The organism is Aequorivita iocasae (assembly GCF_016757735.1).
In the GTDB taxonomy this organism is placed as follows: Bacteria; Bacteroidota; Bacteroidia; order Flavobacteriales; family Flavobacteriaceae; genus Aequorivita; species Aequorivita iocasae.
Map to the genome: position 1 here is coordinate 14,418 of NZ_CP068439.1, position 21,416 is coordinate 35,833.

20 protein-coding genes are annotated in these 21,416 nt (G+C 38.6%); 7 read left to right on the forward strand and 13 right to left on the reverse strand.

Annotated features, from left to right (window positions below; genetic code table 11):
* Positions 1 to 2 precede the first annotated feature (2 nt).
* Positions 3 to 1,694 carry an energy-dependent translational throttle protein EttA gene (gene ettA / locus JK629_RS00075; RefSeq protein WP_202336504.1) on the reverse strand — a complete coding sequence of 564 codons (1,692 nt, stop codon included), beginning with the start codon at positions 1,692 to 1,694 and terminating at the stop codon, positions 3 to 5.
* Between the two features lie 53 nt (positions 1,695 to 1,747).
* On the reverse strand, positions 1,748 to 1,930 hold the full coding sequence (locus JK629_RS00080; protein ID WP_068761345.1) for a CAL67264 family membrane protein: 183 nt from the start codon (positions 1,928 to 1,930) through the stop codon (positions 1,748 to 1,750).
* A 211-nt stretch (positions 1,931 to 2,141) separates the two neighbouring features.
* On the opposite strand from JK629_RS00080, the gene JK629_RS00085 reads away from it, so the two are divergent.
* Entirely contained in the window at positions 2,142 to 3,785 is a 1,644-nt protein-coding gene (locus tag JK629_RS00085) for an acyl-CoA carboxylase subunit beta (RefSeq protein ID WP_202336505.1), read from the forward strand.
* Here the strand turns inward: JK629_RS00085 and JK629_RS00090 are convergent.
* The 7 genes from JK629_RS00090 to JK629_RS00120 all read right to left on the reverse strand — a co-directional run bounded on the left by JK629_RS00090 (position 3,772) and on the right by JK629_RS00120 (position 12,304).
* On the reverse strand, positions 3,772 to 4,839 hold the full coding sequence (locus JK629_RS00090) for an AMP-binding protein (protein ID WP_225626062.1): 1,068 nt from the start codon (positions 4,837 to 4,839) through the stop codon (positions 3,772 to 3,774). The genes JK629_RS00085 and JK629_RS00090 overlap by 14 nt on opposite strands.
* Entirely contained in the window at positions 4,836 to 5,807 is a 972-nt protein-coding gene (locus JK629_RS00095; protein ID WP_202336508.1) for a CPBP family intramembrane glutamic endopeptidase, read from the reverse strand. The genes JK629_RS00090 and JK629_RS00095 overlap by 4 nt, the downstream gene beginning before the upstream one ends.
* A gap of 44 nt (positions 5,808 to 5,851) precedes the next feature.
* A complete protein-coding gene (locus JK629_RS00100; RefSeq protein WP_202336509.1) occupies positions 5,852 to 6,892 on the reverse strand; it encodes an o-succinylbenzoate synthase in 1,041 nt (346 codons plus the stop codon).
* Between the two features lie 54 nt (positions 6,893 to 6,946).
* The gene (locus JK629_RS00105; protein WP_202336511.1) at positions 6,947 to 7,297 is read right to left on the reverse strand and encodes a four helix bundle protein; all 351 of its coding nucleotides are present in this window, start codon (positions 7,295 to 7,297) and stop codon (positions 6,947 to 6,949) included.
* 41 nt (positions 7,298 to 7,338) lie between these two features.
* Complete coding sequence (locus JK629_RS00110) at positions 7,339 to 8,019, reverse strand: metal-dependent hydrolase (RefSeq protein WP_202336513.1); 681 nt, start codon at positions 8,017 to 8,019, stop codon at positions 7,339 to 7,341.
* A gap of 14 nt (positions 8,020 to 8,033) precedes the next feature.
* Positions 8,034 to 8,969: a 1,4-dihydroxy-2-naphthoate octaprenyltransferase gene (menA, locus tag JK629_RS00115; RefSeq protein ID WP_202336515.1), complete on the reverse strand. Its 936-nt coding sequence runs from the start codon at positions 8,967 to 8,969 to the stop codon at positions 8,034 to 8,036.
* A gap of 104 nt (positions 8,970 to 9,073) precedes the next feature.
* Positions 9,074 to 12,304, reverse strand: a complete 3,231-nt coding sequence (locus JK629_RS00120) for a choice-of-anchor I family protein (RefSeq protein ID WP_202336517.1) — start codon at positions 12,302 to 12,304, stop codon at positions 9,074 to 9,076.
* 200 nt (positions 12,305 to 12,504) lie between these two features.
* Between JK629_RS00120 and JK629_RS00125 the strand changes: the two genes are divergently transcribed.
* Positions 12,505 to 12,882 (forward strand): DoxX family protein, encoded by a 378-nt coding sequence (locus JK629_RS00125; protein ID WP_202336519.1) that lies wholly within the window; start codon positions 12,505 to 12,507, stop codon positions 12,880 to 12,882.
* An 11-nt stretch (positions 12,883 to 12,893) separates the two neighbouring features.
* On the opposite strand, the gene holA is transcribed toward JK629_RS00125, so the two are convergent.
* On the reverse strand, positions 12,894 to 13,898 hold the full coding sequence (holA, locus tag JK629_RS00130; RefSeq protein ID WP_202336521.1) for a DNA polymerase III subunit delta: 1,005 nt from the start codon (positions 13,896 to 13,898) through the stop codon (positions 12,894 to 12,896).
* A gap of 79 nt (positions 13,899 to 13,977) precedes the next feature.
* On the opposite strand from holA, the gene JK629_RS00135 reads away from it, so the two are divergent.
* From JK629_RS00135 to JK629_RS00150, 4 genes are all read left to right on the forward strand, one after another.
* On the forward strand, positions 13,978 to 14,421 hold the full coding sequence (locus tag JK629_RS00135) for a type I restriction enzyme HsdR N-terminal domain-containing protein (protein WP_202336523.1): 444 nt from the start codon (positions 13,978 to 13,980) through the stop codon (positions 14,419 to 14,421).
* Positions 14,422 to 14,459: 38 nt separating this feature from the next.
* A complete protein-coding gene (locus JK629_RS00140; protein ID WP_202336525.1) occupies positions 14,460 to 15,452 on the forward strand; it encodes a glycosyltransferase family 2 protein in 993 nt (330 codons plus the stop codon).
* A 118-nt stretch (positions 15,453 to 15,570) separates the two neighbouring features.
* On the forward strand, positions 15,571 to 16,431 hold the full coding sequence (locus JK629_RS00145) for an OmpA/MotB family protein (RefSeq protein ID WP_202336527.1): 861 nt from the start codon (positions 15,571 to 15,573) through the stop codon (positions 16,429 to 16,431).
* Between the two features lie 133 nt (positions 16,432 to 16,564).
* Entirely contained in the window at positions 16,565 to 16,900 is a 336-nt protein-coding gene (locus tag JK629_RS00150; RefSeq protein ID WP_202336529.1) for a hypothetical protein, read from the forward strand.
* Positions 16,901 to 17,247: 347 nt separating this feature from the next.
* On the opposite strand, the gene JK629_RS00155 is transcribed toward JK629_RS00150, so the two are convergent.
* Positions 17,248 to 17,865 carry an L-threonylcarbamoyladenylate synthase gene (locus JK629_RS00155; protein ID WP_202336532.1) on the reverse strand — a complete coding sequence of 206 codons (618 nt, stop codon included), beginning with the start codon at positions 17,863 to 17,865 and terminating at the stop codon, positions 17,248 to 17,250.
* Positions 17,866 to 17,874: 9 nt separating this feature from the next.
* On the reverse strand, positions 17,875 to 18,081 hold the full coding sequence (locus JK629_RS00160) for a hypervirulence associated TUDOR domain-containing protein (RefSeq protein ID WP_202336534.1): 207 nt from the start codon (positions 18,079 to 18,081) through the stop codon (positions 17,875 to 17,877).
* Positions 18,082 to 18,184: 103 nt separating this feature from the next.
* On the opposite strand from JK629_RS00160, the gene JK629_RS00165 reads away from it, so the two are divergent.
* Positions 18,185 to 19,057, forward strand: coding sequence for an alpha/beta hydrolase (locus JK629_RS00165; protein ID WP_202336536.1), 873 nt, complete (start codon positions 18,185 to 18,187; stop codon positions 19,055 to 19,057).
* A 5-nt stretch (positions 19,058 to 19,062) separates the two neighbouring features.
* Here the strand turns inward: JK629_RS00165 and JK629_RS00170 are convergent, their stop codons facing one another.
* Positions 19,063 to 21,381: an ATP-dependent helicase gene (locus tag JK629_RS00170; protein ID WP_202336542.1), complete on the reverse strand. Its 2,319-nt coding sequence runs from the start codon at positions 21,379 to 21,381 to the stop codon at positions 19,063 to 19,065.
* Positions 21,382 to 21,416: the final 35 nt, after the last annotated feature.

Here is a 21,416-nt window from a genome sequence, read left to right on the forward strand (position 1 = left end):
ACTTAGCGTATCAATTTTTTGTATTTGATTCGTTTCGGCATTAAATCGCCACCCAAACGTTTCTTTTTATTTTCTTCGTATTCGCTGAAACCGCCTTCAAAGTAATATACTTGGCTGTTTCCTTCAAAGGAAAGGATGTGCGTACAGATTCTATCCAAAAACCAACGGTCGTGACTGATAACCACCGCACAACCCGCAAAATTTTCGAGTCCTTCCTCCAAAGCGCGAAGTGTGTTTACGTCCAAATCGTTTGTTGGCTCATCCAATAAAAGCACGTTTCCTTCTTCTTTTAAAGTCATCGCCAAATGAAGCCTGTTTCGTTCCCCACCAGAAAGCATCGAAACTTTTTTGTTTTGTTCGCTTCCGCTGAAATTGAAACGGCTCAAATAAGCTCGTGAATTAACTTGCCGCCCGCCCATCATAATTAATTCCTGACTATCGCTGAAATTTTCCCAAATGGTTTTATCTGGGTTTATATTGGAATGCGCTTGGTCAACATAAGCGATTTTTGCAGTCTCGCCAACTTCAAAAGTGCCTTTGTCCGGAGTTTCCTCGCCCATAATCATTTTGAAAATAGTGGTTTTACCAGCACCGTTAGGACCGATAATTCCAACAATTCCTGCTTGGGGAAGCTTGAAATTCAAATCCTCGTAAAGTAATTTATCGCCAAATGCTTTTGAAACACCCTTCGCTTCAATAACATTTGTTCCCAAACGCGGTCCGTTCGGGATGTATATTTCCAGTTTTTCGTCCAATTGTTTTTGATCTTGGCTCAATAGTTTATCGTAATTCTGCAAACGTGCCTTTTGCTTTGTTTGGCGGCCTTTCGCCCCTTGACGAACCCATTCCAACTCTCGTTCCAGGGTTTTTTGGCGTTTTCCGGCCTGCTTTTGCTCCTGTGCCAATCGCTTCGATTTTTGATCCAACCAAGACGAATAATTTCCTTTCCAAGGAATGCCTTCTCCCCTGTCCAATTCCAAAATCCAACCTGCAACGTTGTCCAAGAAATATCTATCGTGGGTTACGGCAATCACCGTACCTTTGTATTCTGAAAGGTGATGTTCCAGCCAATGTACGCTTTCGGCATCCAAGTGGTTTGTTGGCTCATCGAGCAAAAGCACATCCGGTTCTTTAAGCAGCAATCTGCAAAGCGCAACCCTTCTTCGCTCCCCTCCCGAAAGTACACTGATTGGTTTATCTGGTTCAGGCGTGCGCAGTGCATCCATAGCAATTTCAAGCTTAGTGTCAAGTTCCCAGGCATTTGTAGCATCAATTTTATCTTGAAGTTTTGCCTGTTTTTCCATCAGTTCGTCCATCTTCGCAGGATTTTCATAAACTTCCGGAAGCCCAAACATGTCATTTATTTTGTTGTATTCGTCAAGAATATCAACTACTTCCTGCACGCCTTCCTTTACTACTTCCAAAACGGTTTTGGATTCGTCAAGTTTCGGTTCCTGTTCCAGATAGCCTACGGTATAGCCGGGTGCAAAAACTACATCGCCTTGGTAGTTTTTTTCTTCGCCTGCGATGATTCGAAGCAAGGTAGATTTACCGCTTCCATTTAGACCGAGGATACCAATTTTGGCACCGTAAAAGAAGCTTAAATATATATTTTTAAGGACTGGAGTCTGGGCACTTTGATAGGTTTTGGTCAACCCAGACATTGAGAAAATTACTTTTTTATCGTCGGACATTTCGAGTATTAATTAAGGTTTTTGTAAAAAATTTTATTTTGTAGCATTGGTTTTTATACCCTTCCTTTTAAAGCATTAAAAACCCAAGCAATGGCGAAGAAGCCAATACCTACGGCAGCAAATCCCCATCCAGCAACATCGTCATAGCGAAAAGCACCCATTCCTATCAATACCACCCCGACAACAATCATTATAAAAGTTGCCCAAGCAAGTACAGTATTTTTATTCATTCCCATAATCTATTTATTTGGTTGATTTTTCTTTTTCAGTTTGCAAATTTACGTGTAAAAACAAATATCGGTATTATAAAACAGATTTTCGTTAACAAAATGTCATAGTTTTCGCGTGATTGGGGAAAAAAGAAAGAGCAATCAAAAACTTTAATTTTTAAACTTTGAACTTAAAACTTTCCAGCATTTTGTATTTTAGCGCAAACATACTTTTTCAATGGATTTAAACTTCAACAAAAACGAAGATCACAATAAATTGTTGGTTTCAGAATTAAAAAACAAACTGGCAAAAGTAAAACTCGGCGGCGGCCAAAAACGTATTGACAAACAGCACTCGCAGGGTAAACTCACCGCTCGTGAGCGTATTGCCTATTTACTGGACGAAAAAAAACCGAGTATTGAAATAGGAGCTTTTGCCGGAGATGGTATGTATGAAGACCATGGCGGCGCACCCGGTGGCGGTGTTGTGGTAAAAATTGGATATGTGAAGGGCAAGCAATGTATTGTTGTGGCAAACGATGCTACTGTAAAAGCAGGCGCTTGGTTTCCGATTACTGCAAAAAAAAATCTTCGCGCACAGGAAATTTCCATTGAAAACCGTTTACCTATAATTTATCTTGTGGATAGTGCAGGCGTTTATCTGCCTATGCAGGATGAGATTTTTCCCGATAAAGAGCACTTTGGAAGAATTTTCAGAAACAATGCGGTTATGAGCAGCATGGGCATTACGCAAATTGCGGCCGTGATGGGAAGTTGTGTTGCCGGTGGTGCGTATCTTCCTATTATGAGTGACGAGGCTTTGATTGTTGACAAAACCGGAAGCATCTTTCTTGCGGGAAGTTATTTGGTAAAAGCCGCCATTGGCGAAAGCATCGATAATGAAGAACTTGGCGGTGCAACAACGCATTGTGAAGTAAGCGGCGTAACCGATTACAAAGCAAAAGACGACAAAGATGCCTTGGACAAAATAAAAAACATAGTCTCCAAAATTGGCGATTTTGACAAAGCGGGTTTCAACAGGGAAAAAGCTTTGAAACCAAAAGAAAAGCAAGAAGATATATACGGAATTCTGCCAAAATCGCGCGCTGAGCAATACGATATGCGCGAAATTATAAAACGCCTCGTGGACAATAGTGATTTTGAAGGATACAAAGAAGGCTACGGTCAAACAATCCTTACAGGTTATGCTCGTATTGACGGTTGGGCCGTTGGAATTGTTGCAAACCAAAGAACCTTGGTAAAAACCACAAAAGCCAAAACCAAACCCAGTGAAATGCAATTTGGTGGCGTAATTTATAGTGACAGTGCCGATAAAGCCACGCGTTTTATTGCGAATTGCAACCAAAAGAAAATTCCGTTGGTTTTTCTTCAAGACGTAACCGGATTTATGGTGGGAAGTAAAAGCGAGCACGGCGGAATTATAAAAGATGGCGCAAAGATGGTGAATGCCGTTAGCAATAGCGTTGTTCCAAAATTTACGATTGTGATTGGCAACAGTTACGGTGCTGGAAATTATGCTATGTGCGGAAAAGCTTATGATCCGCGATTGATCGTTGCTTGGCCAAGTGCCGAACTTGCGGTTATGAGCGGAAACAGTGCAGCAAAAGTGTTGCTTCAAATTGAAACCGCTTCACTTAAAAAACAGGGAAAGGAAATTTCCAAAGAGGAAGAAACTGAGCTTTACAACAAAATTAAAGCTAGATACGACAGACAGATTTCTCCATATTACGCAGCATCAAGAATTTGGACAGATGCAGTGATTGATCCTTTGGACACCCGAAAATGGATTTCTATCGGCATTGAAGCGGCCAACCATGCCCCTATTGAAAAACCTTTTAATCTCGGAGTTATTCAGGTTTGAGCAATTTTAAAACCTTAGTCCGTTTCACTTTTCCGGTTTCTGTATAAATCAATTGAGGCGTTGTATAAATTTTTTTGGGTTTTTCATATACTGAAAGCGTTTGGAGAGCCTGGGAAAAATCTTCCAATTGCAATTGCTTTTCACTCTCAATTATCAAAATAACCCGTTCCCCAAGAGCGTCGTCCTTTTCGGAAGCGATAAAAAATGGCTGGTTTATGTGAATTGAAAGTTTTTCTTCCACAATTTCAGGATGTACTTTGGCGCCGCCTGTATTAATAACGTTGTCGATTCTTCCCAAAAATTTAAAAGAAGTTGGTGAAATAAGTTCCACAACATCATTAGTCACAACAATTTCCTTTGAAATTTCTGGGGCGTGAATTTGAAGGCAATTGCTTTCGTTTTGTGAAAAATTCACCTTCGGAAGCGCTGAAAAAATCAGTGATTTATCTTTTCCATTAATAGGCCGAATCGCAATATGACTAATGGTTTCCGTCATTCCATAAGTTGCAAAAACTTGAGTATTTACCGTTTGTAATTGTTGCTCCAATTCTGAAGAAACCGCGCCGCCACCAACAATTAGTTTTTTCACTCTGTGCAAATGAGCCAATGAATGGAAAACCTGGTAAGGCACCATAGCCGTAAAGTCAAAATTTTCATCACTATTTTCTAGAGGTCTTTTTTCGGGGAAAATTGTATATAAATTCCAACCTGCAATCATTGCCCGCACAAGCATCATTTTTCCTGCTATATATTCCGAAGAAAGGCAGAGTAACGCTTTCGTGTTTTCCTTTAAATCAAAATAATTCACAGTAGCTTCGGCACTGTTGTAAACATGGTTTTTTTGAAGTTTTATTTCCTTTGGAATACCCGTGGAACCAGAGGTTTTTACGGTAATAAAATCATTTTCATCCAGCCATTCCAGAATAAATTTTCCAATTGCAACTTCATCATTCTTTCCATTTTCACTTACACGATTTGCGTACAATTTTAAACCTTCCGCCGAAGGAAATACTTTGCCGTTTAATTTGAATTTGGGATGAAGCAATGCTTTCACTTTTCTACAAAAGTTGAATTTGGAGTATTTTCTTCTGACAAAACAATGGGTTCTTCCACTTTCCCAAAAAGCTTTCCACCCCAATCGCGCCATTTATAGCGCCATGCCATAATCAATAGAAAAATAGGGTAGAGAATCAAAACAGGTGCAATTACATCAAAACCGGCGGATGGTTCAGAAATATCCTTTAAAATAGAATTTGTTTTGAATACCGTCCAATCTGCCGTTACCAAAAGAGCTGTTATTAAATTATTCCCTGCGTGGAATCCCAATGCGAGCTCCATGCCTTCGTCCATTAAGGTCATTATTCCCAAAAAGAAACCAGTACCTATGTAATATATCATTATAACATTGCCTAGCTTTTCAACTTCGGGGTTTGCCAAATGGAGTCCTCCAAAAACTACCGAAGTAATAATCAAAGGCAGCCATTTGTTTTTTGCTAAAACACCAATGCCTTGCATTAAATAACCGCGGAACAGGTATTCCTCAAAACTGGTCTGCAACGGGATCATAATTACCGCAATTGCTGCAAGAATTAAAAATGGCACCAAATCAAACTGTAAAACATAACCTTCTGGATTACTATAAAAGTCTAATATAGTAACCACCAAAGTGGTAACCGTTATAAGTCCAAATCCAAAAAGCACACGGCCCCAATCGGTTTTTTTTCTTGAAGTTGTAAGCGTAACAAAAGGCTGTTTATGAAAAAATTTTACTACAAGATACACTGCCAATAAACCCACGGCAAAGCTGAGCAGCATTAAAAAAAGCGTGAGATTTGAACTGAGGGTTGTAAGAATTTCATTTTCGTCTATGGAATATACACTTTCACCATCAGACACTTTCTTAAACATTACGGCAATCAACAATGGAATGGATCCTAACTGACTGGCGACAAAAATAATTATGAAACCTACCAAATAGCGCCACCATTCGTGCAGGGATTTAAAGGCTTGTTGAATATACATATTGAGGCTTTAGATTTAAGATATGAGATATAAATTTTTGACTTTTAAAATTGAAAAATCCAATCGGCGGATGGATTGTAATGCAATGCTCCATCTTTAACTTCCAGTGGACTGTCAATATTATTTGTGTAAAGGCTGCCCGTGCCCAAACCTTGTGGCAATTTACTGTTTTTTGTGAAGGTATATTGTGAAATTGCGTTTAAACCCACATTGCTTTCCAAGGCCGAAGTAATCCACCAGCCAATATTTTGTTTTTCAGCTAGGTTAATCCACGTATCGCTTCCACAAAAACCGCCTATTAATGAGGGTTTTAAAATTATAAATTGTGGTTTTATGGTGTCCAAGAGTTTGTTCTTTTCTTCTTCGGAAAAAATACCGATGAGTTCCTCGTCCAATGCAATAGGTAACGGAGTTTCTTCACAAAGGCGTGCCATTTCCTGCCATTGCCCTTGTTTTATGGGTTGCTCTATGGAGTGCAATTGCAAATCTGAAAGTATTTTTAGCTTTTCCAAAGCCTCTGAGGATGAAAAAGCACCGTTGGCATCCACCCGCAATTCCACTTCGGAAGCGGAAAATTCCTTCCGTATTGATTTTAAAAGCTCCAATTCGGTTTTGAAATCAATGGCGCCAATCTTCATTTTGATACACGTGAAACCTCCTTTCAATTTTTCTGAAATCTGCTGTTTCATAAAAATTTTATCCCCCATCCAAACCAAACCGTTTATGGGGATTGCAGCTTCACCATGCGTAAATTCCGAAGGAAATAATACAAAAGGATTTTTGGAATGCAACGATTTAAAAGCAGTTTCAACCCCAAATTGTATCGACGGAAATTCCTCCAAGGCTTCGTATAAATCTGCTTCACTCACCCCCAATTCTATGTTTTCACATACGCCTGCAAGCTCTTCTTCGTAATCGGGACGGTCGTCAATACTCAAACCGCGAAGCAAACCGCACTCGCCCACGCCAAAACCATCGTCAGTTTTCAGAATAAGAAAATAGGTTTCTTTGGTACTCAATACGCCACGGGAAGTGCCGCTGGGACGTTTGAAGTTTAGGTCGTGCTTTTGAAAAGTGGCTATCAATTTGGATTATTGGATTGTTAGATGGTTGGATTGTTTGATTTTTTGATGATTGGATTATTTTAGGGTGGATTTAAATTTGGAAGTCATTTTGATAATAGCTTCTAATTTTTTAAGTAAAGGATTTAAATCTTCTTGCTTTAGAAATTTTAAATCATTTGCAATTAGCAACTGTGTTTCGATTTCGTAACAGGAGCCGATAGTTATTTCTAAAAATCTGGCAAAATCCTTATTTGATATTCTTGATGCGCCTTCTGCTATATTTGAAGGTATTGATATACTTGCTCGTCTTAATTGACTAGTAAGTCCAAACTTTTCAGCTTCGGGAAATAAGGAAGTAATTTCATAAATATCTTTCCAAAACAATCTACTCAGTTTCCAAATTTCCAAATCCTTAAATCTGTGCATTTCTATACATCCAAAAATCCAACCATCTAATAATCCATAATTTATAATTCTATCGACTCCCCAATTTCCAGCAACATCAAATCCTTATTGGCATCATAAAACTTGCGTTTTGCTTCTTCGTGATCAATTTCAATGTATCCGAAAGTATCGTAATGCACTCCCAAAACTTTGTCGCACTGAACAAAATCACTTGCAATAATTGCATCGTCAATTCCCATTGTGAAATTATCACCTATTGGGAGAATTGCTAAATCCAATTTGGTTTGCATCGGGATCAATTTCATATCCATTGTTAGCGCGGTGTCCCCCGCTATGTAAATGTTTTTGTGTTCGCCCTCAATCACAAACCCGCCGGGTTGGCCGCCGTAACTTCCATCGGGAAAACTACTTGTGTGGTGGGCAATGACATATTTTACTTTCCCAAATTCAAATTTCCAGCTTCCGCCGTGGTTCATTGGGTGTACTTCGATGCCCTTTTTCTCATAATGGTTTGCAATCTCAAAATTGCTAACGATTATTGCTCCCGTATTTTTCGCAATTGCTTCCGCGTCAAGCGTATGATCCTGATGCGCATGGGTTAAAAGAATATAATCTGCTTTTAAAGTGTTGATATCAATTTTGTCTTTTGCAAGGTCATTTCCTGAAATAAATGGGTCCACCAAAATGTGTTTTCCCTTTATTTCAATTCCCAAAGAATTTTGTCCGTAGAATGTAATCTTCATAATTTATTTTTTTATCACATAAATATACTAAACAAGATTGCAAACAAAAAAGTGCTGAGCGCGACCTTCTTCAGTTCGCCATCGAGTAGCATTGGCGATTTATTTTTAAAAACGGTTTTTATGTTTAAAAGGAAAGGAATAAAAGCGATTAAGTACACAAATTGAGAGGGCTCCGAATAATTGATTATAGTGTAGAGTATTGCGCAAAACATTCCGAAAAGCAATAAAAAAGCATGATATTTTTTTGCTTTACGTATTCCCAATTTCACAACTAATGTGTTTTTCCCAGCTGCAGTATCGCTTTCAATATCGCGCATGTTGTTCAAATTAAGGACCGCTGTACTAAAACACCCTATCGCAATGGCTGGCAACAAAAGTTCCCAATATAGCTTATGGGTGAATAAATAATAACTTCCCAAAACACTTAACAATCCAAAAAACAGAAATACAAAAACATCGCCCAAGCCTGAATAGCCGTAGGCTTTTTTACCAACGGTATATTTAACCGCCGCGATGATGGAAACTATTGTTAAGTTGAAAAATATAAATGAAATGATGAAGTTTTCATTGCCAAAAGCCATAAAAATTAAAAAGGTGGCGAGAAAAAACGTTAGAACGCCCGTAATAATCATCCCAATTTTCATCTGTTTGGGTGAAATAATACCCGAAGCTACCATGCGCTTTTCGCCCTGTCTTTTAGCATCTGTGCCGCGCACGCCATCGCCGTAATCATTGGCGAAATTTGATAAAACTTGGAAACCAATTGTAACCAATATTGCAAGCCAGAATAAACCAGATTGCCAAACCGGCGGACATCCAAAACAACAGGACAAAGTTGATTCAAGAAGCGAATGTTGGTTTCCGAATGAAGCCCCCACAATAATTCCCGAAACCGAAAGCGGCAACGTTCGCAATCTTGCCGCAGCAACCCAAGCTTTAATTTTTGTCATTCTCTTTTTTTGGAAGCACAAAAATACATTTTAAAAGTAAAAACCGCTTCTTTAAAAGAAGCGGTTTTCAAGCTTAACAATTCAACATTAAAAAAACTAAACAATTATTTAACAATCAATTTTTGTGAAATTCCTTTCGTATTTTTAACAATATAGGTCCCTGGGGCAAAAGTTGATATATTCAAGGAAACTGTTTCCTTTTGGCTGCTAACGGAACGACCCAGCATATCAAAAACTTCATAGGAATCTGGCTTACTGAAGAAAACGATATCTTTCGCAGGATTTGGGTAAATCTTAAAGGTTGTAGCGGTCAATTCATTTTCAGGAACAGACAAAACATTATCTAATGAATAGATGCTCAAAGTAGCACTAACTTCATTTGAAAGAATAACAAGTGCTTTTCCGGTAGGACTATCTGCTGCATCCACATACACGACACCTTCCGGACCTAAATCACCACTTTCGGGTTCACCGGGCACGGTTCCACGGCTATTTACATACTGAAGATATATTGGGTTCACTGGATCGGTAATGTTATAAACCATCATTCCTCCAATACGCTCTAAAAGTACAAAAGCATAAAATTGATCGCCTATTTGCTTCACAAGTACACCTTCAGGCTCCGGTCCTTTATTATCACTTCTGTTTTTGAAATTATTGTTATCATTGCTGGCATTAAAGATTCCACCCAAGTTTGGATCGGCTGCGGTAATTATTTCAAAATCATTTCCGCTATCGTAAACCAAATTGCCTGTGGCAGCTTCAAAAATACTGAAGGAACGCCCGCCAAACACGTGAATTTCCTCATACAGCCCATCGTTGTTCTCGTCACCCGAAGCAGCAGTAACATTGATATCACCAAGGTTTGTCTCCAAACTTAGAATGTCAATGTTCGAAAATATGTTTGGATCCAAAATATAATCTGAATCTCCTAACTTTTTCTCTTCTTCATAACCTGAATAATCTCTGGCATCTCCTTCATTTGCAGTAACAATATAATCTACACCGTTCACTGAATAGAATGAAACTGCATCTGGCATATACAATCCTTTGATAGGCCAAGAGGCATTGAAGATAAAATCAGTTTCATCTGAAGTATCCAATGAATTTTGTGGTAGGCTGTGGTCCTTTTTTCCAAAGGAAATAATATCTGTGATTTCCAAAGCGGAAAGATCTATGATTGCATAAGCATTATTCTCTTGAAGCGTTACATATGCCATCTGAGAATCATCGGAAACAGTTATGTACTCAGGCTCCAAATCTTGCGATACGGAAGCTCCTGGTCCAAAAATTCGAACGCCAGCTGCTTTAAGTGCTACTTCTTGCGAATCAAATGCATTGAAATTAAGCGTTGTTACATCAGCTTGTGTTATTGCACCCAAACCAGCAGTTACATCTATCACAGAAACCGAACCCTCGGGGTCAACAGTGTAATCGTTGCTTGGTTGTCCCTCATTGGCAACCAAAAGTTTTGTTCCATCAGGTGAAAATGTAAGCATATCTGGTAAAGAACCTACCTCCAAAACCGTTGGGTTGTTTCCATCGGTATCTGCCAAAACCACAAAACCATTATCTAAAGGATCATTTGCTGATATAGCTGCAGCTACAATTCCATTGCTAACAGCAACACTTTGTACGGAACTTCCAAATGCAGTAATATCAACTGTAGCCAAAGAAGTAATGTTTTCTGGATCTGAAAAATCCAATGCTTCGATAGCGCCTACTGTAGTTACAAACAAACGCTGTGTTGCGGAGTCATACGCGGTGATTTCGGCAGTTCCGCCAGCATCAACCAAGTAACTCGTAAGGTAATTTACGTCTAGTTCGCTTGCATTACCAGTAGGTACTAATGTATCATCATCCAGAATATATACTGAAAATAGATTTGTATTTCCAACTATAACACTCGAAGGGTTTGTTAGCGAAAGCACGAAGAACAAATCACTTCCATCCTCTGTATTATTTATTATAGGAATAGTAACAGATTGTGAAGCCGTACTACCTGCTGCAAAATTTAAAGTTTCCGAAGCAGCAAAAGAAAAATCAGTGCCTTCTACCGCCGTACCGCCAGCAATTAAACTTACCTCTACAGATCCATTTACTGTTGGAGCCTGCGAAACCTCTACAGTAATGGTTATAGAATTACCATCTTCAGATACTGATGCATAAGGAGTATCAAACTGTACGCTTGTTACAGTTACTGGCAATCCATTACCGGGAGAACCAATGTTGGGCACGTCCATATTGTCCCCGCCCATATCAATTGTTTCAACGGCTCCATTGGCATTTCCTACTACACTAAAAGTGGCTAAATCTACATCGTATGATTGTCCATCGTTTGACGACGTATCTGGATAAGTAGCTGAATCTACTGGTGAAGTAGTGTTGGGATCACCTTGCCAAATTGTAACGGCATCGCCACCGGCACCAAGCCCAGCACCATCCGTAAATCCAACTTGCACGTCGGTTAAATCAATTACTTGGCCCCAAACATTTGTAAATGTTGTAACATCGTTTGCGTCTCCAATCAAAACAATTGCAAAGCCACCAGGCTGAATTTCAGAAATACCTTGGATAATATCAGCAGTTGTTGGATCCGCAGATTCATCATCATAATATAAATCGCTATCTACGCCGGAAACCCAAGCTCCTGTCCCCACGTTTTCAATTTCGAACCAATCTGCAGTTAAATCTGTTCCAGCTTGACCTGAGAATATTTCAGTTATAATTAAATCTGAAGTCGAAGTTACCGCTGGCTGAAAACTGCCCAAGGCAACGATGGTGCTTAGAGCAGGGCCACTGTTACAGGTTCCTTGACCATCCAAAACTTGGAGTGCACCAAATGTCCAATTTACAGGATCAAAATTTCCTCCATTTGCGTTGGAAAAATCATTCCTTAAATAGTAAGAATCTTCGTGTTCCCAAGCGGTGCCCGTACCGTCAACACCATCTTCACCAAAACGGTCAATCACCATACTATTATTATCAATAATTTGGAAGGCATCATCACCATTTGAATTGATATTTGAATTTTCTAGAATATTAGTAGAAATTCCAAACTCACCGGTAAAAATTGCTTCATTATTGGTGATGTAAATAAAAGCGTCTGAAATAGTGGCAAAGGAAGAAAGGTCAATATTTGTAGTAAAACCATTTCCATTGGATTGTCTTTGAACGGCCCACCCGGTAAAATCTATAGTACCATCAACGTAAATTTCGAGAACACGGCCATTTGCGCTGGGGCAAGGTGAGTCTACATACCCCGTTATCAATGCCTGTTGAGCAAATACAAACGTGCTGAATACCAATGCGATAAATAATGTAATTTGTTTCATTTAAATAGTGTTTAAAATTTTTGCTAAAGTAGCTTTTGGGTTCAGCAATCATTTTAAATCAACTTTAACAAAAGAAGAAGAATTACTAAAATTTAGGATAAATTTTGAGCGTAACTTTAAGTCAATGTAAATTGAAGGTTATTAAATTTTTTGATAAAAAAATAGCTATTTTTAGATGGTAAAAACTAACATACATTTTTATGAATAATACAACCAGTTATAATTTAGGCTTGCTACTACTGCGCGTAGGCTTTGGCGCACTAATGCTAACCCATGGAATTCCAAAGCTTTTAAAAATGCTTTCGGGTGATTTTTCCTTTGGAGACCCCATTGGTATTGGTGAAACAGCAACCTTGATTTTGGCTGTACTGTGTGAAGTTCTTTTTCCTTTACTTGTAATTATTGGTTTCAAAACTAGATTGTCCGTGATTCCTGTTATTATTACAATGGCGGTTGCTGCTTTTATTGTTCACGCCGCTGATCCTTTTGGAACAAAGGAGATGGCGATACTATATTTAATCGGATTTACTGCTATTGCACTTCTGGGAGCTGGAAAATATTCAATTGATAGGAAATAGGCGGTGTAATTTTAATTAAAAATCTTCACCAACAATTCCTTCAACAAATCACCCTGCGAAAGATTTGCAGCACCCACACCTTTACTTTTCATATCCACCTCACGGATTGCGGCTATGATGGCACTTACCTTTTTCATAGGGTAATTTCGTGCAGCAGTTTGATAATCTTTTATAAAGTACGGGTTTACACCCAAAGCCTTTGCCGCATCGCCTTTATTGGTAAGCGCATGGTATTTCAACAATTTTGAAAAAAAGCTGTACAGTAATGCCACCGTCATAACCAACGGATTGTTTTTTGGGTTTTGTGAAAAATATTGAATGATTGCAAAAGCCTTTTTTATATCTTTTTCTCCAATGGCATTCTGAAGCTCAAAGTTGTTGAAATCCTTGCTAATCCCGATGTTTTCCTCAATAATTTGAGGTGTAATCTGCTCTCCGGGTTTTAAGATGAGTTGCAGTTTTTCAAGCTCGTTATTTACTTTGCTCAAATCATTTCCAAGAAATTCAACCAGCATCTGTGCGGCCTTTGGTGTAATAGTGTATCCTTTTGCGGCTAAAACACGTTTTATCCAATCGGGAACCTGATTTTCATAGAGCTTTTTGCTCTCAAAAACAACGCCTGTTTTTGCAATTTCCTTTGCCAGTTTTTTGCGTTTGTCCAATGTTTTATACTTGTAGCAAAGCACTAAAACGGTTGTGGGCTGCGGATCTTTGGCATAGGGCACCAAGTTTTCTATAGTTCGCGAAAGATCCTGTGCCTCTTTTACAATTACCACCTGTTTTTCAGCCATCATCGGGTAGCGTTTGGCATTGCTGATAATATCGTCCACAGTAACATCCCGTCCGTAAAGGACCATTTGATTAAACCCTTTTTCCTCTTCGCTTAAAACGTTTTCCTCAATATATTTTGAAATACCATCAATATAATAGGGCTCCTCACCCATCAAAAAATAGATAGGCTTTGTGTTTCCGTTTTTAATATCAGCGATGATGGATTTTACTTTGTCGAGCGGCATTGGGCAATTAACGATTAATAATTGAAGATTTTAGATTGAAGGCACTTAATTTTGAATAATAAATTTTCAATATTTGTAAATGCAAAAACTGAACTTTCCCGAATATTCCTTTCGCTTCAAAAGTAGCGAAAATAAAACGTTGGTTTTTGATGAAATCAGAAAAAAATTCGTGGTGCTTACCCCGGAGGAATGGGTTCGGTTGCACGCTGTCCAATTTCTTCTAAAAGAAAAAAACTATCCCAAAAGTCTTATAAACGTTGAAAAACAATTGAAACTCAACAATACCGTAAAACGATACGACATTGTGGTTTTCAACAATGACGGAAGCATTTTTTTGATTGTGGAATGCAAAGCGCCATCAATAGTCATCAGCCAGCAAACATTTGATCAAATTGCCCGCTATAACTTAGCGCTGAAAGCTGAATATTTAGTGGTTACCAATGGTTTGGAACATTATTTCTGCCAAATGGACTTTGAAAATGAACGCTATATTTTTTTAAAGGAAATTCCCAATTATAAATAACTCCTCAAAAAACACTTCAAAAATCTATCTTTACACCCGTGAAAGTAGCCGTAGTAATCTTAAATTGGAACGGAAAGGATTTGTTGGAAAAATTTCTGCCTTCGGTGGTGAGGTTTTCTTCCGGAGCAACTGTATATGTTGCAGACAATGCTTCTACGGATAATTCTGTGTCATTTGTTTCAGAATTTTTTCCAACGGTAAAAATCATTCAAAACAAAATGAATGGTGGGTATGCAAAAGGGTATAATGATGCTTTAAAAAACCTTTCGGAAGATATTTTCGTTTTGTTGAATAGTGATGTAGAATTGACCGAAAATTGGTTACCACCCATAATTTCTGAGTTTGAAAAAGACGCTTCCGTGGTGGCGGCCCAACCAAAAATTCTGGATTACAAAAACAAAGATTATTTTGAATATGCCGGTGCGGCGGGCGGTTTTATTGACAAATACGGCTACCCTTACTGCCGCGGGCGTATCTTCAACACTTTGGAAAAAGATATGGGTCAGTATAACGATGTTTCAGAGATTTTCTGGGCTTCGGGTGCTTGCCTTTTCGTGAAATCCGAAGCTTTTTGGAAAGCAGGTGGACTTGATGAAGATTACTTTGCGCACCAAGAAGAAATTGATCTTTGCTGGCGGTTACAGGCAAAGGGCGGAAAAATACTTTACGTGGGCGCTTCGGAAGTTTATCATGTGGGCGGGGCAACGCTGGCAACATTAAATCCCAAAAAGACATTCTATAATTTTCGTAATTCCCTTTTAAACCTTCTCAAAAATGCAGCAGGCACAAAAGCTATTACTGCATTATTTGTACGAATGCTTCTGGACGGTTTGGCCGCTTTTCAATTTTTATTTCAAGGAAAACCAAAACATTTCTTCGCAATATTAAAAGCACATTATAGCTTTTATAGTATGGTGTCAAAGTTTATACAAAAAAGAAAAGCCTTTTCTTCAACTTTAAAATACTACACGATTAAATCTATTGTCTTTCAATACTTTATAAATAATAAAAAAGTTTTTACCCAACTATAGTTTATTTTACTTAAAGTATTGTTAATCGTTTCTTGAAGCATCACTATTTTGATAATTTTGGTTTATAATTTGATACAAGCAACAATACAATATTAAATACTTAAACAACTTAAAAATTATGAAGAAACTATTGATTCTAGCAGTATGTTCAAGTTTAGCTATTACTTCTTGCGTTTCCAAGAAAAAATATGCAGAACTTGAAGCAAAACAACAAAACACACAGGATTTGCTGAATACGGCAACTGTTAAACTTAACGACTGCCTTACCGAAAGAGCGGCGGCCACAGCACGTGCTAAACAACTGGAGGAACGCTTGGCAGATATGAAAAAGACCAACGAAGACCTTATCCAAAGTTCAAAAGAACTTACTATGTTGACCTCTAAAGGTGCTACCAACCTGGAAAAATCTTTGGAAAGTCTAAAAGAAAAAGACTTGAAAATTACACGTTTGCAGGATGCACTTAACAAAAAAGATAGTGTAACGCTTGCACTTGTTACTAGTCTTAAAAGAGAAGTGGGTATAAATGATCCAGACATTGAAATAAATGTTGAAAAAGGTGTGGTTTACATTTCACTTTCAGATAAGGTTTTATTTAAGTCAGGAAGCTACCAGATTTCTTCAAGAGCTAATGAAATTTTAGGAAAAGTTGCCAAAGTAATCAATGGCAAACCTGACTTTGAGGCAATGGTTGAAGGACACACAGATAACGTACCATATAAAAGCGGGGTGTTGTTAGACAACTGGGACTTGAGTGTAAAGCGTGCTACAGCTATAGTAAGAGCCTTGCAGGATTTAGGCATTGCACCAGAAAGATTGGTTGCTGCAGGTCGCGGGGAGTACGATCCATTAGTACCAAATACCACTGCTGAAAACAGAGCTACCAACAGACGTACACGTATTTTAGTACTTCCAAAAATCGATCAATTTTATGATATGATCGAAAAGGAAATGAAAAACCTTGAAGCTGGCGGAAAATAATTTTCAAAAGCTGTAAAGAATCTAAAACCCGGCCCTATATGGCCGGGTTTTTTTATTTGTGCATCAAAACAATCTTTTGAAAGGTTTTTGTATCTTAGATAGTAAATAAAATCTTTTAAATAATTAATTAGAAATGGATGAATTCAAAACCAATTGGACGCGCGAAGAACTTAAGGCCTATATTTTACTTTACTGTGCGTATGCCAATTTTATAGAAACAAAAGCTGAGAAAGAATTCATAAAAACAAAAGTGGGTGAAGAAAAATACCGACAGGTCCATAAAGAGTTTGACCATGATAATGATTACCAACGTATTCAAAAAATACAGCACACCATAACCCGCTACGATTATTCTAAAAGTGAAATAGACCGTCTTTTTGAAAATATAAAAAAAATGTTTTTGGCGGATGGTTCTATGGATATCCTGGAGGAAAATATTTATCGGGGGCTGCAACATTTATTGAAATAATTTTTTAATTCAGTAATTAGCAGCAAAACTGAGCTAAATATCATTAAAAATGCTACAAATCCTTTGCTGACATAGAAGCAGAGCGTATGTTTGAATGGTATCATAACGAGGTTACCTTTAAAGATCTGCGTTTGGAGTTTTAAAAGGAGAAGAAGCCAAAAACATGTGGCGCATGCTCTCCCAAACTCAATAGGGAAAAGATTTTAAAGTGACAACCTCAAACATAGAATATATTCCTGAAGAGGGAAAAGTCCGTTGATGGGCTGGACGGATTTTTTCAGAAAAAAACTCAATCACCAAATAGGAATTTTGTTTTCAGAATTTCAGAAAAAACAATCCACTAAAAATTAAATTTCCAAACTTCCTTTCCCTTCCCTAACTACCACTGGTTCTGGCCCCGTAAGATCAATTACCGTAGAAGCAATATTGCCACCATACCCTCCATCAATAACCAAATCTACCAAATTGTCCCATTTCTCTAGAATAAGTTCAGGGTCGGTAGTGTACTCAATTACCTCATCCTCATCCTTAATAGAGGTTGAAATTATAGGGTTGCCCAATTGTTGCACAATGGCACGAGTTATGGAATTATCAGGCACCCGGATACCCACTTCCTTTTTCTTTTTAAAAACCGTGGGAAGATTATTATTCCCCGGAAGAATAAAGGTGTAGGGTCCGGGAAGATTTCTTTTCAATATTTTAAAAGTAGGCGTGTCTATTTGCTTTACATAATCGCTGAGATTACTCAGATTCTCACATACGAAAGAGAAATTAGCTTTTTCCAGCTTCACTCCCCGAAGTTGTGCTACTCTTTCCATTGCACGGTTGTTATTTATATCGCAGCCCAGCGCATATACCGTATCGCTAGGATAAATTATTACTCCACCATCGCGAAGAATTTTCACAACCCGTTTAATCTCTTTCGGGTTTGGGTTATCCTCATAAATCTTGATAAATTCAGCCATTTTTAAATTTTATTTTTTTACTTCACTTTCAAGTTTTAAAACTTTATCTCCATCTGTTTGCTCAATGTAGAGTGCTTTGTTTCCTTTTTCGCCTTTTCGTGTAATTTTATTTCCCTTTATGGTTTTGGTAATTTCTTCGGAAAAAGTTTCGATTACTTTTCCTTCGGCCTCACCGTTGCCCCATTTCCACCTTACTTTTGAACCTTTTCGAATCATTTTTTTATTTAAAGTTACTTACAATTTTTTAAATGGAAGATTTCTTTAAAATTCTTAACATAAATATACATTTGACACGTTATTGAAAAAACAAAAATTTTATATGAAAAAGCTCTTAGTTCTAATTCTCCTTTTCGGAATACATATCAATTTCATTTCCTGTTCCAAAGATAGCGACACTACTACTACAGATTCTTTAGCTGAGAAAACCATACTAAATGTTTCCTACGGAAATAATCCACAACAAAAATATGACCTTTATCTGCCCGCAAATCGATCTTCCACTAAAACCAAAATTATCATGCTGGTTCATGGCGGCGGCTGGACCGGTGGCGATAAGGCCGATATGGACTTCTTTATTTCCTATATAAAACAGAGGCATCCAGACCACGCAATAGTAAACGTAAACTATGTACTTGCTGATTTGGAGACGCCGGCATTTCCCAACCAATTTTTGGATGTTGATGCGATAATCAATAAATTGACTTCCGAAAAAAACGAACTCCAAATCCTACCAGAATTTGCCATGATCGGTGCTAGTGCGGGTGCGCACATTTCATTAATGTACGATTATGTTTATGATACGGACGACCAAGTAAAAATAGTTGGCGATATTGTTGGTCCCACAGATTTTACAGATCCATTTTATAGTGAAAATCCAAATTTCTCCTTGTTGATGACTGCTTTGGTGGACGAGGGTGCTTATCCTCAGGGAACAAATTATGCAGAAATTTTGAGTCCAGCAATGCGTGTTTCTAATGCCAGCAGTCCCACCCTGCTTTTCTATGGAAATGCAGATCCCTTGGTCCCACTTACCAATGGAAACACTTTAAATGTAGCGCTAAACAATTCGCTGATAGACCACAATTTCACGGTCTATGAAGGTGGCCATGGCGATTGGGGCCAAAACGATATTGAAAATATGAAAGAGCAAATAAGTATCGCTATTGATACTTATTTGGAAATTATGAATTGAGGTTTTTAATCCAGAACTTTCAGTTTAGCAAAGCGAAGCAACAGTTTTTTTAATCCACCGTTTTCAAAATCAATCTCTGCCTTTGTATCGGCACCCACTCCTTCTATTTTAAGGATTTTTCCTTTTCCGAAGCGAACATGCTCAACCATCGTTCCCACGTTGAGATGGGCGTCTGCTGCACTAAAATTTTTATCGGTATCGCTGGCCACGGGCTTCAATCTCCGCAATTTTCGAAGCTGAGCTTCTGTGGGTCCCGTTGGGGCTTTACCAGAAACAGGCTTTCGCAATCGCAGCTTGCTGTGGTCAACCTCATCAAAAATATCGGCATCCAAAAGAGGTTTGTAGCGATTTTCGGTAATAGGGGTTAGATATTCCAAAAAGCTTTCATCAATTTCCTCGATAAAACGACTCGGCTCGGCATCAATCAATTTTCCCCAACGGTAGCGCGATTGGGTATAAGTCAAATATGCCTGTTTCTCGGCTCGGGTTAGGGCCACGTAAAAAAGTCTTCGCTCTTCTTCTAACTCACTGCGGGAATTCATATTCATCCCGCTGGGGAAAAGATCTTCTTCCATACCCACAATGTATACGTAGGGAAATTCCAAACCTTTCGCCAAATGTACCGTCATCAGTGCGACACGGTCGTTATCACCTTTGTCATTATCCAAATCGGTGGCGAGCGCAACATCTTCCATAAATTCCGAAAGCGAACCTGTGGCATCGGCAATTTCCTTTTGTTCTTCCACAAAATCGCGCATCCCGTTCAGTAATTCCTCAATGTTTTCGATACGTGCAATACCTTCGGGGGTGCCGTCTTTCTTTAATTCCTGCAACAAACCTGTTTTTTTGGCAACATGTTCCGTTATTGTGAAAGCATCATAACCTTGGTTCAAAACCTGAAAGCTTTCAATCATCGTAACAAAATCCTGCAATTTGCTTTTGGTGCCAGCATTTATCTTTAAATCAATTTTATCGATGTTTTTCATTACCTCAAAAATCGAACGGTTGTAATGGTTTGCGGCAACTATTAAACGTTCCGTAGTGGTATCACCAATGCCGCGTGATGGATAATTTATGACACGTTTCAGCGCCTCTTCATCTTTCGGATTTAATACCAACCGCAAATAAGCTAGTACATCTTTTATTTCTTTTCGCTGATAAAAACTAAGCCCTCCGTAAATTCTGTACGGAATGTCCTTTTTCCTAAGCGCATCCTCAATAGCACGGCTCTGTGCGTTTGTTCGGTATAAAACTGCAAAATCACCATCATTCAATTGATGGTTCATTTTATTTTCAAAAATGGAGCTGGCCACAAAGCGTCCTTCGTCCCCATCGGTCATGGTCCGGTTTACGAGAATTTTATTGCCTTCGTCATTTGCCGTCCAAACCACTTTTTCGAGTCGTGTTTTGTTCTTTTCAATAATATTGTTTGCGGCATTTACGATATTTTTGGTAGAACGGTAATTTTGTTCCAAACGGAAAACCTTCACATTGTCATAGTCCTTTTGGAAATTCAAAATATTGTTGATGTTCGCACCGCGGAATGCGTAGATACTCTGTGCATCATCACCTACTACACATATATTTTGAAACCTGTCAGAAAGTGCACGAACAATCAAATACTGACTGTGGTTGGTATCCTGGTACTCATCTACCAAAATATAGCGGAAACGGTTTTGATACTTTGCCAAAACATCTGGAAAACGCGTTAGCAGTTCGTTGGTTTTCAGTAAAAGATCATCAAAATCCATTGCGCCAGCTTTGAAGCATTTGTCAACGTAAGCTTTATAAATATCGCCGAGGCGCGGCATTTTCGCCATCGCGTCGGCTTCCATCAATTCCGGATTGTTGAAATATGCTTTTACGGTAATTAAACTGTTTTTATAGGAAGATATGCGCGAATAAACCTGCTTGTATTTATACACATCTTTATCTAGGTTCATTTCCTTTATCACTGCGCGAATTACACTGTGTGAGTCTTGGGTGTCATAAATGGTGAAGTTGGAAGGGTAGCCCAATTTATCGGCTTCAAAACGAAGGATTTTTGCAAAAATACTGTGGAAGGTGCCCATCCAAAGATTTTTTGCTTCGCTAGCGCCAACAATTTTTGAGATACGCCCTTTCATTTCCCTTGCGGCCTTATTGGTAAACGTAAGCGCCAAAATATTGAACGGATCCACGCCCTGACTCATCAAATATGCAATGCGAAAAGTTAGCACGCGCGTCTTGCCCGAACCAGCCCCGGCAATCACGATCATTGCGCCGTCTTTTTGCAGCACTGGCGCAAGCTGGGCCTCGTTGAGTTGTTTTAAATACTGTTCCAAAACTTCATTTTCTTCAAGCTGTGAAAATAACTATT

What these genes read in the sequence shown, in the direction of transcription:
- ettA (WP_202336504.1), bottom strand. Translation starts at nt 1,694, where the DNA reads ATGTCCGACGATAAAAAAGTAATTTTCTCAATGTCTGGGTTGACCAAA.
- JK629_RS00080 (WP_068761345.1), bottom strand. Translation starts at nt 1,930, where the DNA reads ATGGGAATGAATAAAAATACTGTACTTGCTTGGGCAACTTTTATAATG.
- JK629_RS00085 (WP_202336505.1), top strand. Translation starts at nt 2,142, where the DNA reads ATGGATTTAAACTTCAACAAAAACGAAGATCACAATAAATTGTTGGTT.
- JK629_RS00095 (WP_202336508.1), bottom strand. Translation starts at nt 5,807, where the DNA reads ATGTATATTCAACAAGCCTTTAAATCCCTGCACGAATGGTGGCGCTAT.
- JK629_RS00105 (WP_202336511.1), bottom strand. Translation starts at nt 7,297, where the DNA reads ATGCACAGATTTAAGGATTTGGAAATTTGGAAACTGAGTAGATTGTTT.
- JK629_RS00110 (WP_202336513.1), bottom strand. Translation starts at nt 8,019, where the DNA reads ATGAAGATTACATTCTACGGACAAAATTCTTTGGGAATTGAAATAAAG.
- menA (WP_202336515.1), bottom strand. Translation starts at nt 8,969, where the DNA reads ATGACAAAAATTAAAGCTTGGGTTGCTGCGGCAAGATTGCGAACGTTG.
- JK629_RS00120 (WP_202336517.1), bottom strand. Translation starts at nt 12,304, where the DNA reads ATGAAACAAATTACATTATTTATCGCATTGGTATTCAGCACGTTTGTA.
- JK629_RS00125 (WP_202336519.1), top strand. Translation starts at nt 12,505, where the DNA reads ATGAATAATACAACCAGTTATAATTTAGGCTTGCTACTACTGCGCGTA.
- holA (WP_202336521.1), bottom strand. Translation starts at nt 13,898, where the DNA reads ATGCCGCTCGACAAAGTAAAATCCATCATCGCTGATATTAAAAACGGA.
- JK629_RS00135 (WP_202336523.1), top strand. Translation starts at nt 13,978, where the DNA reads ATGCAAAAACTGAACTTTCCCGAATATTCCTTTCGCTTCAAAAGTAGC.
- JK629_RS00145 (WP_202336527.1), top strand. Translation starts at nt 15,571, where the DNA reads ATGAAGAAACTATTGATTCTAGCAGTATGTTCAAGTTTAGCTATTACT.
- JK629_RS00150 (WP_202336529.1), top strand. Translation starts at nt 16,565, where the DNA reads ATGGATGAATTCAAAACCAATTGGACGCGCGAAGAACTTAAGGCCTAT.
- JK629_RS00155 (WP_202336532.1), bottom strand. Translation starts at nt 17,865, where the DNA reads ATGGCTGAATTTATCAAGATTTATGAGGATAACCCAAACCCGAAAGAG.
- JK629_RS00160 (WP_202336534.1), bottom strand. Translation starts at nt 18,081, where the DNA reads ATGATTCGAAAAGGTTCAAAAGTAAGGTGGAAATGGGGCAACGGTGAG.
- JK629_RS00165 (WP_202336536.1), top strand. Translation starts at nt 18,185, where the DNA reads ATGAAAAAGCTCTTAGTTCTAATTCTCCTTTTCGGAATACATATCAAT.